Source organism: Moraxella cuniculi (assembly GCF_900637105.1).
GTDB classification, from domain to species: domain Bacteria; phylum Pseudomonadota; class Gammaproteobacteria; order Pseudomonadales; family Moraxellaceae; genus Moraxella; species Moraxella cuniculi.
This window is the reverse complement of record NZ_LR134343.1, coordinates 1,195,873-1,212,847: the sequence shown is the minus strand read 5'-3', so window position 1 is coordinate 1,212,847 and position 16,975 is coordinate 1,195,873. Positions and strand designations below refer to the sequence as shown.

At 39.9% G+C, this 16,975-nt stretch carries 11 protein-coding genes; 8 read left to right on the top strand and 3 right to left on the bottom strand.

Translation table 11 applies throughout. From position 1 onward, the window contains the following. Window positions 1-334 precede the first annotated feature (334 nt). The 8 genes from EL162_RS05615 to EL162_RS10180 all read left to right on the top strand — a co-directional run bounded on the left by EL162_RS05615 (window position 335) and on the right by EL162_RS10180 (window position 14,095). Window positions 335-7,573, top strand: coding sequence for a hemagglutinin repeat-containing protein (locus tag EL162_RS05615; protein WP_126330679.1), 7,239 nt, complete (start codon window positions 335-337; stop codon window positions 7,571-7,573). 629 nt (window positions 7,574-8,202) lie between these two features. After that, window positions 8,203-9,267, top strand: a complete 1,065-nt coding sequence (locus EL162_RS05610) for a VENN motif pre-toxin domain-containing protein (protein WP_126330677.1) — start codon at window positions 8,203-8,205, stop codon at window positions 9,265-9,267. Between the two features lie 114 nt (window positions 9,268-9,381). Beyond that, on the top strand, window positions 9,382-9,834 hold the full coding sequence (locus EL162_RS05605; RefSeq protein WP_076556210.1) for a hypothetical protein: 453 nt from the start codon (window positions 9,382-9,384) through the stop codon (window positions 9,832-9,834). Between the two features lie 123 nt (window positions 9,835-9,957). Next, on the top strand, window positions 9,958-11,019 hold the full coding sequence (locus EL162_RS05600) for a DUF6862 domain-containing protein (RefSeq protein WP_126330675.1): 1,062 nt from the start codon (window positions 9,958-9,960) through the stop codon (window positions 11,017-11,019). Further along, window positions 11,019-11,498, top strand: a complete 480-nt coding sequence (locus EL162_RS05595; protein ID WP_126330673.1) for a hypothetical protein — start codon at window positions 11,019-11,021, stop codon at window positions 11,496-11,498. The genes EL162_RS05600 and EL162_RS05595 overlap by 1 nt, the downstream gene beginning before the upstream one ends. 105 nt (window positions 11,499-11,603) lie before the next feature. Beyond that, entirely contained in the window at window positions 11,604-12,707 is a 1,104-nt protein-coding gene (locus EL162_RS05590; protein ID WP_126330671.1) for a hypothetical protein, read from the top strand. Window positions 12,708-12,828: 121 nt separating this feature from the next. Beyond that, entirely contained in the window at window positions 12,829-13,647 is an 819-nt protein-coding gene (locus EL162_RS10185) for a polymorphic toxin-type HINT domain-containing protein (RefSeq protein WP_227543381.1), read from the top strand. A gap of 211 nt (window positions 13,648-13,858) precedes the next feature. Beyond that, window positions 13,859-14,095: a hypothetical protein gene (locus EL162_RS10180; protein ID WP_227543380.1), complete on the top strand. Its 237-nt coding sequence runs from the start codon at window positions 13,859-13,861 to the stop codon at window positions 14,093-14,095. Between the two features lie 419 nt (window positions 14,096-14,514). Here the strand turns inward: EL162_RS10180 and grxD are convergent, their stop codons facing one another. The 3 genes from grxD to EL162_RS05560 form a co-directional block, all read right to left on the bottom strand. Then, entirely contained in the window at window positions 14,515-14,850 is a 336-nt protein-coding gene (grxD, locus tag EL162_RS05570; protein WP_076554418.1) for a Grx4 family monothiol glutaredoxin, read from the bottom strand. A gap of 47 nt (window positions 14,851-14,897) precedes the next feature. Next, entirely contained in the window at window positions 14,898-15,500 is a 603-nt protein-coding gene (locus EL162_RS05565) for a cysteine hydrolase family protein (protein ID WP_126330669.1), read from the bottom strand. A gap of 123 nt (window positions 15,501-15,623) precedes the next feature. Further along, window positions 15,624-16,967, bottom strand: a complete 1,344-nt coding sequence (locus EL162_RS05560) for a hypothetical protein (RefSeq protein ID WP_126330666.1) — start codon at window positions 16,965-16,967, stop codon at window positions 15,624-15,626. Between the last annotated feature and the right edge of the window lie 8 nt (window positions 16,968-16,975).

Genomic DNA, 16,975 nt, shown 5'->3' with positions numbered 1-16,975 from the left:
CTTATTGGTTTATAAAGTATAATTTATCATTATAGCAAGACAATATCACACCATCATGCTTAATCGGATTATCTGTTTAAACCCGTAAAGTATTCATCATCATTGTATTTTTATTATTTAATAAAATTTTATTATTAATGAATATATTTTTAACTTAATAAATCCGTCATATCCAATCATCAAATCAACACCTGAACCAATAAAACTCCTTGCTCCCACTCCATCATAACCCCTGCCCTGCCGCCTTTGAATTTTAATAACATTTATGATAACATCACATAATTATTAAGATATTATCACATTGCCATAAAATAAATATTCACTGGAGTCTATCATGAACCGCCTGTGCTACCGAGTTATTTTTAATAAAAACTTAGGTCAGCTTATCGTGGTTTCTGAAAAAACCCGCTCACAAGGTAAATCCAGTCAAACCACCAAAGCCAGTCGTTCGCTAGTATTTAGTGCTGCTGCTGGCACTGGCTTTGGCTTAAAAACTCTCTCATTATCACTTCTTCTTAGCCTAGGCTTAGTTGCCCACGCCAACACCCCAACAACCATCTTAGCCGACAAATCCGCCGATAAATCACTACAACCCATTGTTCTACTCACAGCCAGTGGCATCACTTCAGTCAATATCACAACACCCAATGCTCGCGGTTTATCCAATAACCATTATAGCCAATTTGATGTCGGCAACTCTGGTGTTATTTTAAATAACAACCGCCAAGCAACAAATACCCAAATTGCAGGCTTTGTGGCAGCCAACCCCTTTATGGCTCGTGGTGAAGCTTCTACCATCTTAAACCAAATCAATTCAAACCATCCAAGCTACTTGGGTGGTTTTATTGAAATTGCAGGTAAAAAGGCAGATGTCATCATTGCTAATCCATCAGGCTTAGTGGTTAATGGCGCTGGGCTTATCAATGCAGGCAATGCCCATCTGGCAGCAGCGGGTAGTGAAGTTAATCAAGGGCAGGTATCTGGTTATCAGGTGGGTGGTGATGTATTGGTGCTTGGTACAGGACTGGACAATCGTCAGGTAGATTTTACCCAAGTGATTGCTCGTCATGTGCAGCTAGATGCACCAATTGTAGCCAATGAACTACAGCTAATTACCAGCAATGGTTATATAGATACCAATGGCACAACAACCAGCACATCAGCACAGGGCAAGCAAATCACCAAAGGTCGTACCATCGCTGTCGATATTGGTGAATTGGGCGGTGTGTACGCAGGTAAAATCACACTGATCAGCAGCGAAATTGACACACTGGTGAATAACCAAGGTCAAATCTTTAGTGGGCTTGGTGGGCTGCAATTGGACATTGGGGGCAACCTTGTTAATACTGGCACCATTTCTTCACAAGGCAAAGCCACCCTTGTTGCCAAAGATGCAATAAACAGTGGCACAGTATCATCAAAAGAGCAGCTCACTCTTGTCTTTGACAATCTAGACAATGCAGGCACAGTTTTAACCACGGATGAAGTTAAAGCACAGGTTGTCAATACAATAAGCAACCAATCATCAGCACAAATCAATGCCCAACGCTTGAATGTGCAATCAAACCAATTCATCAATGACGGTACAATCACCCAAACAGGCACACAAGCCCTATCCGTTATCGCACAAGGCAAATTAACCAACCTAGGTGATATTGGCAAGGTTGATACAGTTGCCATTGATACCATGCCCACACCTGATACACCATCAGCACCGATATCTCCCAAAGAGACAACAGTTGCCCTACCAAGCAGTGCCACAGATCAAGGCATAAGCCAAATTACCAGCAGCCCACCACAAAACCAAAACTTAGCCACTGGTATCATCAAAACCATCAACAATCTTGATAATCTTGGCAAAATCCAAGCAAATGGCGGCGTTGATTTGACCGCCATATCAGGTCTTGATAATACTGGCAAGCTCAATGTACGCCACCTTAAAGCATCAGGTGATGCTTTGACAAATACCGCTGATATTCAGGCAAGCACCACTGATATTTATACCAATACAGTAAATAATAACCATGGCAAACTTACAGCATCACACATGCTGTCTATCACAACCGACCAACTAAATAACACCAAGGGCAAGCTGCATTCAGCCAAAGACAGCGACTTACAAGTTAGCCAACAGATAACCAACACCCAAGGTGAGATTTTAGCCAATGGCTTATTAAACATTCATGACAATAACCAAAACAGCCTAACTGTCATCAATGCCGATGGCACACTGCTTGCCCAAGATTTATCCATACAAGCCAAATCACTAAGCAACACAGGCGAGCTGTCAGCAGCAAACGATTTATCATTACAGCTTACTGATGATTTGCAAGTTCAGCGTGATTTGCAAGCAGGCAATACTTTAACCATCAACACCCAAGGCAGTATTGACAACCAAAAAACCATCCAAGCTGGCTTTGTTGTTGATATCTTTGCCAAAGACATCATAAACCAAGGCACCATAAACAGCAATAAAACAACCTATTTACAGTCTCAAAAAACTTTACTGAATATAGGCACAGGCAAGATTTATGGCGATCATGTGGCATTGGCTGCCAACACGCTAAGTAATACCGATACAGATAATGCATCTGCCATCATTGCAGCCTATACACGACTGGATATTGGTGCAGATAAAATCATCAATAAAACACAGCGTAAAACCCTACAAAACAGCGACAGTCATAGCAAACTGTTAAGCGAAGGCACGCTACATATTGGCGGCAGTCTTGATGATAATCATCAAGCAGTGGGCAAAGCGACTTCTTTGGAGAACTTATCTACCAATATTGAATCTGGCGGCGATATGTTTATTGCAGCTGCCAAAACAACCAATGACAATCTGCACCTTGAAACTGCCATTCATCAAATTGGTGATATAGAAGAAAAACACACAATCAGCTTTTCAAATCGCACCAGCAGCGAGCATGGACCAGGTGATTGGGGCTGGAACCTAAAAGACAAATTGCCAGATGAATATGAACCAAGTAAATTTCGCTTCGATGGCTTAAAGCACATCTATCTAGATAATGAAGACGGCAGCACGGTTGGCTTGGGTCGTATTTGGATAGAGAATTATGACAAGCTACGCCATTTTAAAACCTTGGTTAAGTATACAGACCCGTCGGTGATTAAGTCTGGCGGCAGTATTCGCTTTGATGGCGATGTAGACAACCTAGATAGCACCATCTTGGCACAGGATGATATTCTGGCCACAAGTACCAATATTAACAATATCAGTACCAAAGGTGTCAGCTATACACTAAGAGACAGACAAAGCACCCACCGAGACTGGTATCATGATGGTGGTATTGGTGGCAGTGGTTATACACGCGCAGATTTGTACAACAAAACCACCAATGAAAAAATTCATGAAAAAACCTTTGAGATGCCCACCACTGTTACGCTAAATCAGCAAAGCATTGACAAACCAAACAGTAATGCACAAACTGCTGACATCACCTCCAAGACAGCCAATGTTGCCATTGCCACCATCAACACCACATTGCTACCAAGCAGCAGTCTTTATACCATAAACCCTGCACATCCAGATTATCTGGTGCAGACCGACCCCGCCTTTGTCAATTATCGCAAATGGCTATCGTCTGATTATATGCTAAAGGCGCTACAATCAGACCCCAATTATATGCACAAACAAATTGGTGATGGTTATTATCAGCAGCGTCTTGTTGCCGAGCAGATTGCACAGCTTACTGGTCGCAATTATCTGTCTGATTATCAAAATCAAGAAGAACAGTTCAAGGCACTGATGGATGCTGGTATTGAATTTGCCCAAGCATTTAATCTTGCAGCTGGCACGGCATTAACCGCCGAGCAGATGTCGCTATTAACAAAGCCCATGATTTGGTTGCAGCTAAAAGACATCGCACTTGAGGACGGCAGCTGGCAAAGGGTCTATTATCCTGTGGTGCTACTACCAAAAAATCAACTCACACTACAGGCTGATGGTGCTCTTATTGCTGCACGCAATATCATTGTTGATGGCGAAATTATCAAAAATAAAGGCACAATGCTGGCAAAAGAGGATGTGATATTGGCAGCAAAGGATGTTTATTTGTCAGGCGGCTCTCTTGCGGCTAAGCGTATCCGAGTGTTGGCAGAGCAAAATATCCACAATCAAGCAAAGATTGATGCCGATGAATCTGTAAAACTGCACGCTGGTCAAGATATCTACCCAACAGCAACTGCTGGATTAAATAGCACATCACCTGCACAAATTCGTGTCGGTGATGCCAAAGCAGATACTCAGGCAAATCTTATATTACAAGCTGGTCGTGATATCACCCTAGCAAATGCCAATATCAGCAATGAAAGCCAAGCCGTTAGCATTATAAAAGCAGATCGCAACCTAAACATTGGTGCTGTCAGCACCACCCATACACAAAAGACTGTATGGAACCAAGACAATGAGCAGCAGCAAAGCAAAACCATTTGGCACGGCAGCCAAATCGATACACAGGGCAGTTTGTTGCTACACTCAGCCAATGAGTTAAATATCACTGTTAATCATACCACGCAAACAGAATCTTATTCTGATAGATTCTACACCAAGAACAAACAAACTCTATCAAGCTCATCAGCCAAATCACAGTCTAATTACAACAAAACCACCGCAGTAGGCAGTCAAATTACTGGTACAAAAGTCCTGCTGTCTGCCAATGACAATATTCAAATTACAAGCAGTCAGGTGGTGTCAGATGATGGCACATCGCTAAATGCTGGCAAAGACATACGCATTGACTCTGCCACCAACACCCTAAATAGCCAGTTTGCGTTTAGCCATGACACATCAGGTCTTATGAGTTCTGGTAATATTGGCGTAAGCATTGGCAAAGAAACCATAAGCCAAGACACGGTTCAAAACCGCACCACCCAAGCAGGCAGTACGGTTGGCAGCTTACAAGGTAATACAACCAGCCATGCTGGCAATAACTACAGCCAAACCGCTTCTATTATCTCAACACCGCAAGGCGACACTACCATTACTGCCAAACAAGTAGATATCACGACAGCAGATAACACCTACTATACCAACAATCAAAGCAAATACAAGAAAAAAGGTTTAACCTTTGCCGTCAATGTACCTATTGTCAATGCAGCACAAGCCACCGTCAACACCGCCCAAACTGTGGGCAAAAGCAGCAATGATAGAATTAACGCCATGGCAGTGGCTAATACTGGCTGGCAGGCTTATCAGACAAGCAAGACTCTGGCAAATACTGGCAAAGCCATCAGTGAGATAGCCAAAGGCAACTTAAAAAATGCCAACGAATTGGCTCAAATCAGTGCCGCCATCACCTATGGTGAGCAACAAAACACCACCCAAACCATCCTACAAGGTACAACAGCTGAGGCAAGTCAAGTGTTGGCTGGTGGTACGGTTACTATCCAAGCCACAGACAAAGATGGCACAAATAGCACATCAAACATCAATATCACAGGCTCGAATGTATTGGGCAGATTAAGCACACAGCTAACTGCTGATAATGATATTGACATTAAAGCCTATGAGCAATACCACAGTGAGCGTAGCTCAAATCAATCCAAAGGTTACAACGCAGGTGTTGCCATCAGTTACGGCAAGGATGGCTTTGCCTTTGGTGTAACTGCTGGTGGCAATTATGGCAAGGGCTATGGCAATGCTGATGAAGTAACACACAAAACAAGCCATGTTGGTGATTCAAACAGCCAAACCACCATTACCACTGGCGATAAACTTACCGTACAAGGCGGTCAGGTCAAAGGTGGTGGCGTTACCATCACTGCCAATGATTTATACCTGGCAAGTACACAAGACACAGCGACTTATGTAGCCAAACAACAAAATATCCAAGCCCAAGCAGCAGCTGGTTATGGTGCCAGTCTTAATGTCAACTACAGCCAATCTAAAATCAACGCCGACTACAAATCAGTTAGCGAACAATCAGGCATCTTTGCTGGCAACAATGGTTTTAACATCAATATCAACAACCATACACAGCTAGACGGTGCCATCATCACCTCTACTGCCAAAGCAGAAGAACAAGGCAAAAACAGCTTTGGTACAGGTACTATAAATACCACCACCCTACAAAACCACAGCAGCTATGATGCTAATAGCTTTGGCATTGGTGGAGGTGTTAATATCAGCGGTGAAGCATTGGGACAAAAAATCCCAAATCCCAACAAGCCAATCAAAGCCCAAACTGTATCAACCGCCACCACACCAACCTATCAAGGCATGGGCTATGGCACAGACAAAGACAACAACCACAGCCAAACAACAAGTGGTATTGGCACACATAATATTACCATCACAAATCAAGACAAACAAAACAGCAAATACCAAAACACAGACAGCCAAAACCTATACACCAACATCACCACCGATGATGTAGCAGAAAATAAGTATATCAATGGCATTATTAGCAACAACTTTGACAAAAACAAAGTGCAGCAAGAAATCACTCTACAGCAACAAGTAACCTTTACCTTTGGACAAAACGCACCAAAGGCAGTGGCTGAAATTTCTGACTATGCCATCACCAAGATACTTAACAACCCCAATCTTAGCACAGATGAAAAACTGGCAGAAACTAAGAAATGGGCAGAAGGCGGTATCTACCGAATAGCACTGCACACCGCAACCGCAGCCCTAGCCACAGGCACAATAGAAGGAGCTGTATCAGCAGGTACAACTGCTTACACTATCCCAAAACTGGACGAATACCTAACCAAGCAAGGCTACACCAAACAAGTAAGAGACACAACCTTACTTGCCCTATCAGCCACGCTAGGCACAACCATAGGCGATAGCACAGCAAGCACTGTGAATAATGTGGGGCAGACAAGGTGGAATTATTTAAATCATTGGGAAAATGCCAAGCTAAAAGAACTAAAAGCAAAGAAGCAAAAACTGTCAAATGCTTATGGTTATTGTATATCCAGCGAATGTGCAGAAATATCAAAACAAATTACTGAGCTTGAACAATTAAGTAAGCAAAGAAATCAAGAATTTGATACCGCTTATGCAAATTGTCGTGCTGGCATTGACTGTAATCAGTTTTATTATTTGCATGTTGTTCAGAGAAATGAGTGGAATAAGCATGGTATTCGATTGTTTAAACAACAGTTTAACCCTAGTCTAAGTTTGAATGAGCAGTCTTATGAATTCAATAAGACCTGGACAAGATATCCAGATTCTCAAAATGCTTTCCATAATTTTTCAAATGATGGATCGGTTATTCTAAAAGATCCTGATGGCTCGTATCCAAATATAAAATATGTTCATAAAAATGGTCAATTTGAAGTCATTGTGAACAAAGCTGGAACTATTATTACCAATCCAGTTAATGCAGGGACTTTTAATTATTATTCAGATCTGATAGGGCATAAAGATTATGATGTAGATCCTTGGGCTGATTTTGGAAATGGTAATGGTGATAGCACAAGTTATGAATTAAGACGGAGTGGTATTACTGGAAAAATATTTGGGGAATTCTCCATTTATGATGATAAAAATGATGCTTTAAAGAAATTTAAGAAAATTGATGATAAAAAGGTAAAAAAGTGAATACTAGCACAAAGTTTTCTATATTAATTATAGTTGATTTGGTTATTTTGTTCAATTACTTGGTTTTTTCTTTGGATATTCTTACATACCCTTATATTGATAAGACGCAAGATATTACAAATATGATATTTTTTTATACAACTCTAACCATGCCGATTTATATAGCATTCATGTTATTATATATATTAAATAAATTTAATATATATTTTTCTATTTTTTTCTTATTTACAATTAGAGAATCGTCGTTGATATTTTTGTATGCAGTGAGCATGAGATAGAACAACAAGGGTGTAAACCATGAGGACCAATATGGATATTTCAGACAAATATACTTCTTTATTTTTTAGATATTTTTATATATATTTTTGCTTTTTGCTTAGCTCAGCATTTGGGAAATCCCTTATTGTTGGCAATTTATGTTGTATGTTCAATTGTATTATTCTTAATATTTTCTGCTTTTATAAAAAATAAAGATTTGCCATTTAGTATTTTTTTGGTTATCTTATTGATAGTAAAAATGGGTTTCTTGGTTTATTGCCATTTTTATTTTAGTATGGGTTAGCCTCTAATTTAGATTAATTTATGAAGTACTACACTTTAATTCTAGATAAGATCTCCATTGATGGAGAGTGCAAAATGAGATTGATTTGCAGCTTATGGTAACTCAAAGCTTTGACCAAAACAGACGAAAAATCAGAAGTGAGTACGCCAAAAAAGCAGAAGACTACCTTAAACAAGCCAAAGACTTACCAGATGATGACCCAAGAAAAATAGAACTGGAAGCTAAAGCCCAAAAGATACAAACCAACCTAAGACTATTCGATGGCATCACCTCAGCCTTGTATGCTCCTAATTCAAATGGTATCATAGGTGATGTTGCACGAGCGGCAAGTCCAGAGCTTGCTTATCGGATTGGACAATATTTTAAAGAAAACAAACTCAAAAACGAAATTGATGGTGGTAATCGTCCAGAAGAACAAAGCCTACAACACCTGTTAGCCCATACCATACTAGGTGCTGCAGTAAGCTACGCCACAGGCAATAACCCAATAACAGGTGCTTTATCAGCAGTGGGTAGTGAAGCTGCTGCCCCTGCCCTATCTAAATTCTTATTTGGTAAAGATTCAAAAGAACTCACCCAAGATGAAAAAGACATCATTACCAACATCATCACCCTAGCCACAGTATCTACTGCTTATACCATCACTGATGGCGATGTGAGCAGTGCGGTGAGTGCTGCTGAAGTGGGGAGAGTTGGGGTTGAGAATAATAATGAAATGTATCTTGAAGCACAAAGAATATATGCATGGGAGATTTCTGATGGGGACAGGGATTTGTATTTTAAATTGATTGGTTTGCAGGGTAAGCTTGACACCATGATATCTGATTTGGAATTTTTTCATGCAAGATATAATGACATGACAATTATCAATGGATCTGCCAGCTTGACTGGTTATACCATTATTATCAATAATAAAAATGGCAAGGTATATGCTTCACAACACCCCGATTTTAATGTTTCAAATTTAGCCAATATTTTATCATCACCCGGTGGTTCAATTAATTTTGGGAGTGTGCAAGGTGGTAGAAAAACAGCGGATCAGATTGATAAAGCTATTAATGGTAGATCTTTTGGTATTCAAGGGTGTTTGGGGTGTGCTTGGGAGGTGCAAGAACAGCAGACGGTGAGATAATAAATACATATGGTATTGGAACACCGCAACTGGGAGGCTCTGCAACAACAATGTTTGATACTGGCATTACCTTAACTCATGAGCAGCTTATAAAGTTGCAGAAGAGAAGATAGTATGCAGAAATTAGTTAATGTTTTTGTAGCTATTTTGTTTTTATTTTTTCTTTATGTTAAGATAGATTATTGGTTTATTAATCCTGTTAATAAAGATAAATTACCCAATCGACTACCAGATCTCAAACTATTAATGAAACAAGAAATGTATGATATTACGCAGGGCATGGAGGATAAAATTATTGAGGAAGAAAAGTATTCGCCATCTACAAATTATATTGCTTATTTTAAGAGATTTTTAAACACAGATAAAAATTATCAGCAGCTGGTAACAAATTTGCAAACTCTAAATCCAAGTATTTATGCTAGATATTATAAATCCTATTCTGAAATCGAACAAGAATATTGCAAAGAAATAATATATGTGCAAATCAGCCTTGAAAAAATTGACAATCAGGAGACAATCGATATATGGGTTCGATTTGAAGAAAGAGGGGTATGCATGAGGTTGTAATCTGATGTTTAACAGATGGTTTTGGTTAAATGGATATGAAAGTTCAGTTAAGCTAACCAATCAAAACAGCTAAATGCTCAAACGGTCATTACCACAGAATTTGACAAAGAAGCACCAAAGGCAGTGGCTGAAATTTCTGACTATGCCATCACCAAGATACTTAACAACCCCAATCTTACCACAGATGAAAAACTGGCAGAAACTAAGAAATGGGCAGAAGGCGGCATCTACCGAATAGCACTACACACAATAACTGCTGCTCTAGCCATAGGTACTATCGAAGGAGCAATATCAGCAGGCACAACTGCTTACGCCATTCCAAAGATTGATGAATACCTTACAAAACAAGGCTACACCAAACAAGTAAGAGACACAACCTTACTTGCCCTATCAGCAACCCTAGGCACAACCATAGGCGACAGCACAGCAAGCACTGTGAATAATGTGGGGCAGACAAGGTGGAATTATTTGACACATAGGCAATTACAAGAAAAAATAGCCTGTTATGGTACTGCCAAAGATTGTGCAGATCGCGTGGCTAAATATGATAAAATATCCAAAGAGCAAGATGAAAGATTAAAAGCAGTTTGTTCAAGTAACCCAAACGGCACTGACTGCCAACGCATGATGAAAGACGCTTTGGAATATGTAGGTGAAAACAGAAATCACTACGGAAAAGCAAGTGATATCCAAGATTCAACCAAAAGAGTCTTAAATATCGCCAATTCTACAGGATATCACACCATAGACACCTTAACAGAAAGAGCCAACTACTTTGGAGCGATGTATGGATATACAGGGCAACCGTGGTTTAGGGTGGCAGAAAGTGAATCAAGAAACTGGCTTAGCCTAAAAGGGGCTGATAAAACCTTTTATTCTGATTGGATTGCAGAAGCTGGAGCTGTAATTATGAAAAACGGCAAAAAAGAATTCCAAGATATTTATAAAAATCACCAAAACAAAACTTTAAGCTGGAGCTATTGGCGATTGGTCAATGAGCAAAACGATCCAGAATTGCAAAGAGTTCACGAGAAATATTATAATTCTTGGAATTTTATGAGCCAACTTCTTGTAGATTCAGCAATACGAGCAAGAATATGGTCTTGGCCAGGCAGGTTTTTAAATCCAAAACACAGAATCCGTATTGGTTGTGCAAAAATGCAAGAAGTAAAGGAGTGCCGATAATGCTGGAGGATGCTTTACGTGCTATTGTTTTGCTAGCACTATTCGTTAATTTTTTGTATTTAATTACTGTTGGTGTTGTGTATGTGTTTTTATATACTATATTGTTAATTAAAACTTATTTATATGGTATACAAACATGGCGAATGGAGAGATGTATTAGGCTCTTTACAAGATTAAGTGTTTTGCCTTCTATTACATTGTCAGCCTTTTTGATTGCGGGTTTGATTAAGCCTTTTTTCTTAGGACTGGTATTTTACATGCTTGTAAAGGAGCCTGAGATTGACTGGTATAATAGAATAGGATTTTTGTTTGTGTTATTACTTTGGGTTATGCCACCGATTTTTTTGGTATTAAAACCCTATCTATCAAAACAAAAAAATTACTATCAGATTTTTCTTATTTGGTATGGCATCATATCAATATTGATATTGTTTACGATTTATGCAGCAAGAAAAGAAATATGGACTTTACTTACATAAGGTAGTAGCAAAGAAGATTTTCAATAATGATTGGTAGGTAGTTAGATTATTAACCAATAGTTTTGATATTAATCAAGCTTAGAGTGGATTGATATCTCGGTTTAGATGTCTCGAAAGTTTGACCAAAACAGACGAAAAATCAGAAGCGAGTACGCCAAAAAAGCAGAAGACTACCGTAATGAAGCCAAAGACTTACCAGATGATGACCCAAGAAAAGCAGAACTGGAAGCTAAAGCCCAAAAGATACAAACCAACCTAAGACTATTCGATAGCATCACCTCAGCCTTGTATGCTCCTAATTCAAATGGTATCATAGGCGATGTTACAAGAGCAGTAAGTCCAGAGCTTGCTTATCGGATTGGGCAATATTTTAAAGAAAACAAACTCAAAAACGAAATTGATGGTGGCAATCGCCCAGAAGAACAAAGCCTACAACACCTGTTAGCCCATACCATACTAGGTGCTGCAGTAAGCTACGCCACAGGCAATAACCCAATAACAGGTGCTTTATCAGCAGTAGGTAAACTGACCTCTTTGGTATTATTAACAGCAGGAGTTGCAATCGGTGCAGATACCTCAGCCACTGCCACAGCGGTGAATGTGGATGCGTTTAATAGGCAGTTGCATGATCTGGAACTGACTGTGATAGACATTGTTGCCAAGAAATACGCCGAGCAGTTCAATATAGATGAAGAAGAAGCCAAAAAACAACTCATCAGAGGTGCTTTATATAATATCGATACTGACTGGAAAAAGAATATTGATAGATATGCTGCTGAAGAAATCGAAAGTTATCAGCAGGCTTATAATTTCTTAATCAATGAAACCAAAGATAGTTCGTTGCACGATTGTTATAATAACAACATCGCGACCACGGACGCCACCAATCAAGATGGCACAAAGGATGATTTAAATCGTCCAACTGTGATGCTGCCTACTGCTGTAATCACTGGTACAGGTACACCCTTTAACCCTTATACATCAAAAGCAAATGAATATTTAAGTCAGGTTGGACGAAGCTTTACGGCCGCAGATGATGATTTTAATAATCAAAGGTTGTTTTTAAATAGTGCATTTGATACTAACAGTTATGCAAATTATGCCAATTTGTTAAACAATATCAATACTTCAGAAGCAGTCATTGCTCTCACAGAAGCCAAATATCAGTTTATCAATGGTTTGATTCAGGGAGTGCAAGACAGTGTTTGAGTACTTCTGAACTGGCAGATTTAATACAAAACATGAGTCTTGATGAAACTTACTCTGCTATAAATCTACCGTTAATGATGTTGGACGGTTTGTTACAGATGAAGATTATAGACAATCATCTTTGAAAAAAATAGAATATAATCTGAACGAGCAAAATAATTATGTTTTACTAAAAACCCTACAAGGCGATGCCAAAGACTTAGCCCAAGATGCTAGTAATGTCTGCTTTGTTGCAGGGACGCTTATTCATACCATTCATAGGCTAAAACCCATTGAAACCATTAATCATGGTGATTTAATTTGGTCTCGTCAAGAATTTGGTACTCTTTATGGCTATCGTCCTGTTATTGCCACCAAAGTAACGCCTAATCAAGAAATCTATGAAGTTGTTGTAAAACATGACAATGACAACACAATAGAAGTATTCAAAACCACCGCAGAACACCCATTTTGGGTGGAAGGCATTGGTTATCTTAAAGCCTCTTTATTAGAAAAAGGCATGATACTGATTGACAAACATGGGTTTGCCAATGTTACAATCATCAGTCAAAGAAAGCTTGCCAATACCGAAACAGTTTATAACTTTGAGGTGCAGGATTTTCACACCTACCACATTGGCAAATGCGGTGTGTGGGTGCATAATGCGAATTGTTGTGATGTTATCAGAGCCAACCTAGAAGATCGATATGGCAAATTAGATGATAGGCATTTTGGTGCTAATAGTGAAATTTATTGGCGAAATCCATTAACCAATAAAAATGAACAAATCAACAAGATTGCCACCATCAATGGCAAGCAATATGTTAAAGATCCTCTGACTGGCAATCTGGAAGATGCGACTAAATATACAGTAGGTGTAGACCACATCCTACCACAGAGCTATTTTACCAAAGACCCTCCTTTAGTAAGCTACCCAAAAAAGTACGGGATTCTATCATAAACAGTCCCGAAAACCTACAGCCATGCGACAATCTGCCAACCCCTCCAAAGGCTCAAAAATTGAATTAAACAGTACAGGTTGGGAGACTTGGAGGGTAAAAAGGTGGATGCTGGTTATAAGGGTTATTTGAGAAAAACTCAGAGCGATATTGATGAAAGGCTAAAAAGCTTTATATGCAATATAAGATTAAATAAAAGGGATTGGTTGATATATGGCTATTTACACAGTAGGAAAATTAAATTCTGATCTTGATAATGAAAAAATTGCATATATTGCAGATACTTATTTGGACATCAAGGCAAAAGAGCGTGACTTTATATCTAGTAAAGAATTTACAAATATCAATGATTTTCATATGGGAAAATTAGACTTGTGTTTTAATGAAACCATACGATCATTAAAAACTACTTTCCAAAAACTTATGCTTATTTATCAAGCAAAGAATTAAGATATCAATTAATGCTGGTATGGTATTTTGACAAAACTATAAAAGATAAATTAAATACTCCTGCCTTTATTATGATCATCGAGTATTTTGGGCAAAAGGAGGAGATTTTATTAATGGTCTTTATGAAATCACCAACCCCAAAGCCATGCTTGATGAATATTTTCTGCATGTCTTTTCTCAAGTGGGTGAAGAGTACAGTAAATTTGACTTTAGTCCATGGGCGGTTGGGCTTTGAGGATTTGGGTATAGGTTGGTGGAGGTTTTTTATTCGTCCAGATTAATCGGATTGAGATTTGGCAATACCAACCAAAGCCAAACCATCGCCCATTTATGATATTTGGTTTAAATCCAGCAAGCCAGCTTTTAAGACATACAAAAACAGCTTGGCATTTACCAAGCTGATTATGCAAGCACATAAATCACACTTCTGGGCTATGCTCTTCAATCAACGGCTTAAGCTCGCCTGCCTGATACATCTGTAGGATAATATCACTGCCGCCAATCAACTCGCCATTCACCCACAACTGCGGAAAAGTCGGCCAGTTAGCAATCAATGGCAGCGTGCTGCGAATTTCGGGATTTTCTAGGATATTGACAAAGGCAAATGGTCTGCCGATCTGGGTCAAAACCTCCACCGCTCGTGCCGAAAAACCACACTGTGGAAACTGTGGCGTGCCTTTCATGTACAAAAGCACAGCATGATCTTTGATTTGATTTTCGATTAGACTTTTGATTTCTGGATTAATATCAGTCATAACTTTTCCTAAATAATGATAAACTAAGATTGGTATGATTTAGCTTATTATAAAGGTGATTGCTGATTTTTTAAAGGGTTTTGTGGATTTTTTAGCATGGACAGCACATCACAACTGCCAAGCACGGTAGCAAATTCACCATGCAAACTTGCCAACGCCGTCCGATGAATCAGCTCGCTTGGATATACCGTGCCATCATGACCCTTGCGGTCAAAAGTTGCCGTTGCATCATGCACCACCCACGCCTGATAGCCCAAATTGCCCGCCATGCGTGCAGTGGTCGAGACACAATGATTGGTTGTAAGCCCTGCCAGCACCAGTTTTTTAATCCCTGCCTTATCAAGTTGTTGCTGCAAATCCGTGCCGATAAAAGAAGAATTGACCTGTTTTTGGATTATCCGCTCGCCTGCCTGCGGTGCGGTTAGCGGCTTAAACGCAAATCCTGATCGATGTGGTGCCAATGGCGAATTTGGCTCGGTGGAAGCATGGCGAATGTGAAAAATCGGCATCTGTCTTTTACGCCACGCTGTCAGCAAATCAAAACACACCGCCTCACAGTCTGGATTGTTACGATTACCGCCCCAGTGTGCCACTTCATCAAAGCCCAGTTGCAAATCAATCAATAGCAATGCGGTCTGATTATCAATCATCGCTTCTCCTATTTTAAAATTATTAATAATACAATAAAGAAATCACATAAGCCAAATGCCAATCAATCCCAATAATCGCTTGGCAATTTCCACGCGGCTAAAACACCAAAGCCAATCTGCCCGTCATGCCTTGTTTACTTTTGGCTGCCTGACATTGTCAAACAACCAAAATGCCGCATAAGTACAAGCTACCATATTTGCCACCACAAATCCCCATACCAAAGATGGCAAATCAACTGTCGTCATTGACAATACCAAACCTGCAAGCATCAGCACCATAAGCCACAGGCTTTGTATTCGCCAAGTTTCGCCCAGAGCCCTGCCATAGGTCATCAATGCCCAAAGCAGCATCTCAGAACATAAAAACAACAAAACAGCAATCGGATACTCGCGGACAAACGCCAAAAATGGTTGCTGAAAATCAAGCAGTCCAATACAAATCAGCCAAACAGCCACTGCCGATAACGCCATCAAAACAGCCAAACCTGATACTGTATAATAAGCATAATCACTCACAGACTGCCACACAGACAAGCTGTCATTATGTTTGCTAAAAAATTTCGCCAAAAACACAAAGCCATTATTACTCACCGCCACCGCAAATACCGAGATCAACAGCGACACCATAAACAGCGTCTGCAAGATACTGACAGCACCGACAGTGTCTTTTAGCCACAGTAGTGCCTGACTCATGGATAATCGCTTAAAAAACTGCAGCAGCACAATCGGCACGCTAAAGCTAATAATCGGGATAATCACTGCCATGGCACGCTGGATAAACGCCCCATGCACACCAGCCGACCGCCCTGCCGTCATCTGCTGTGCTTCATCGATATCATCTTGGCTAAATAAGGCACGGTTACGATAGGTTAAGTAAGCTAATAACCCCAACATAAGCAGTTTGGTCAGTGCATAGCAAATCACTATCTGCACCGCCACTGACGCTGACAACGCCCCAAGCTGATGCACCACGCCAAAAATTACAGCAAAGCTCACCAATGCCAAAGCGTTGCTGTAGTTACTGCCCTGCACCACCTTTTTGCTCTCGCCATATATCACCAAAAAATCATAATAAAAAGCAATGATGATAGAGATAGCAAAGGCGATGGCGATACTGCTGTTTGCCAAATCACCAACCAAGGCGTAGCTGGTGTATAATAAAAACCCCACCGAGATCAAAACAGCTGCCACAGTCGCCAAAACCAGCATGGGGACAAAAATCTGCCGATGTGGCAAGCGTACCGCATAAAAACGAAGCCCTGACCCCATGCCCAAGCCCAGTGCCAAAGCGACATTATACAATGACGCATACAAAACATAAGCGTCCGCTTCCTCAGGGCTTGCCAGCTGCATGACCAAAAACAATGTGGCAAAATATAAAAAGATGGGCATAAAGCGGTTTAATGAAAAAGACGCAGATAATTTTAGCTCGGCTCGCCAATTAAAATTATCAGAAATCCACTTCATACATATAC

Excerpts from the sequence above, each read along its gene's own strand:
- EL162_RS05565 (WP_126330669.1), bottom strand. The coding sequence starts at position 15,500 with ATGATTGATAATCAGACCGCATTGCTATTGATTGATTTGCAACTGGGC.
- EL162_RS05605 (WP_076556210.1), top strand. The coding sequence starts at position 9,382 with ATGCAGAAATTAGTTAATGTTTTTGTAGCTATTTTGTTTTTATTTTTT.
- EL162_RS05615 (WP_126330679.1), top strand. The coding sequence starts at position 335 with ATGAACCGCCTGTGCTACCGAGTTATTTTTAATAAAAACTTAGGTCAG.
- EL162_RS10180 (WP_227543380.1), top strand. The coding sequence starts at position 13,859 with ATGGCTATTTACACAGTAGGAAAATTAAATTCTGATCTTGATAATGAA.
- grxD (WP_076554418.1), bottom strand. The coding sequence starts at position 14,850 with ATGACTGATATTAATCCAGAAATCAAAAGTCTAATCGAAAATCAAATC.
- EL162_RS05590 (WP_126330671.1), top strand. The coding sequence starts at position 11,604 with ATGTCTCGAAAGTTTGACCAAAACAGACGAAAAATCAGAAGCGAGTAC.
- EL162_RS05560 (WP_126330666.1), bottom strand. The coding sequence starts at position 16,967 with ATGAAGTGGATTTCTGATAATTTTAATTGGCGAGCCGAGCTAAAATTA.
- EL162_RS05595 (WP_126330673.1), top strand. The coding sequence starts at position 11,019 with ATGCTGGAGGATGCTTTACGTGCTATTGTTTTGCTAGCACTATTCGTT.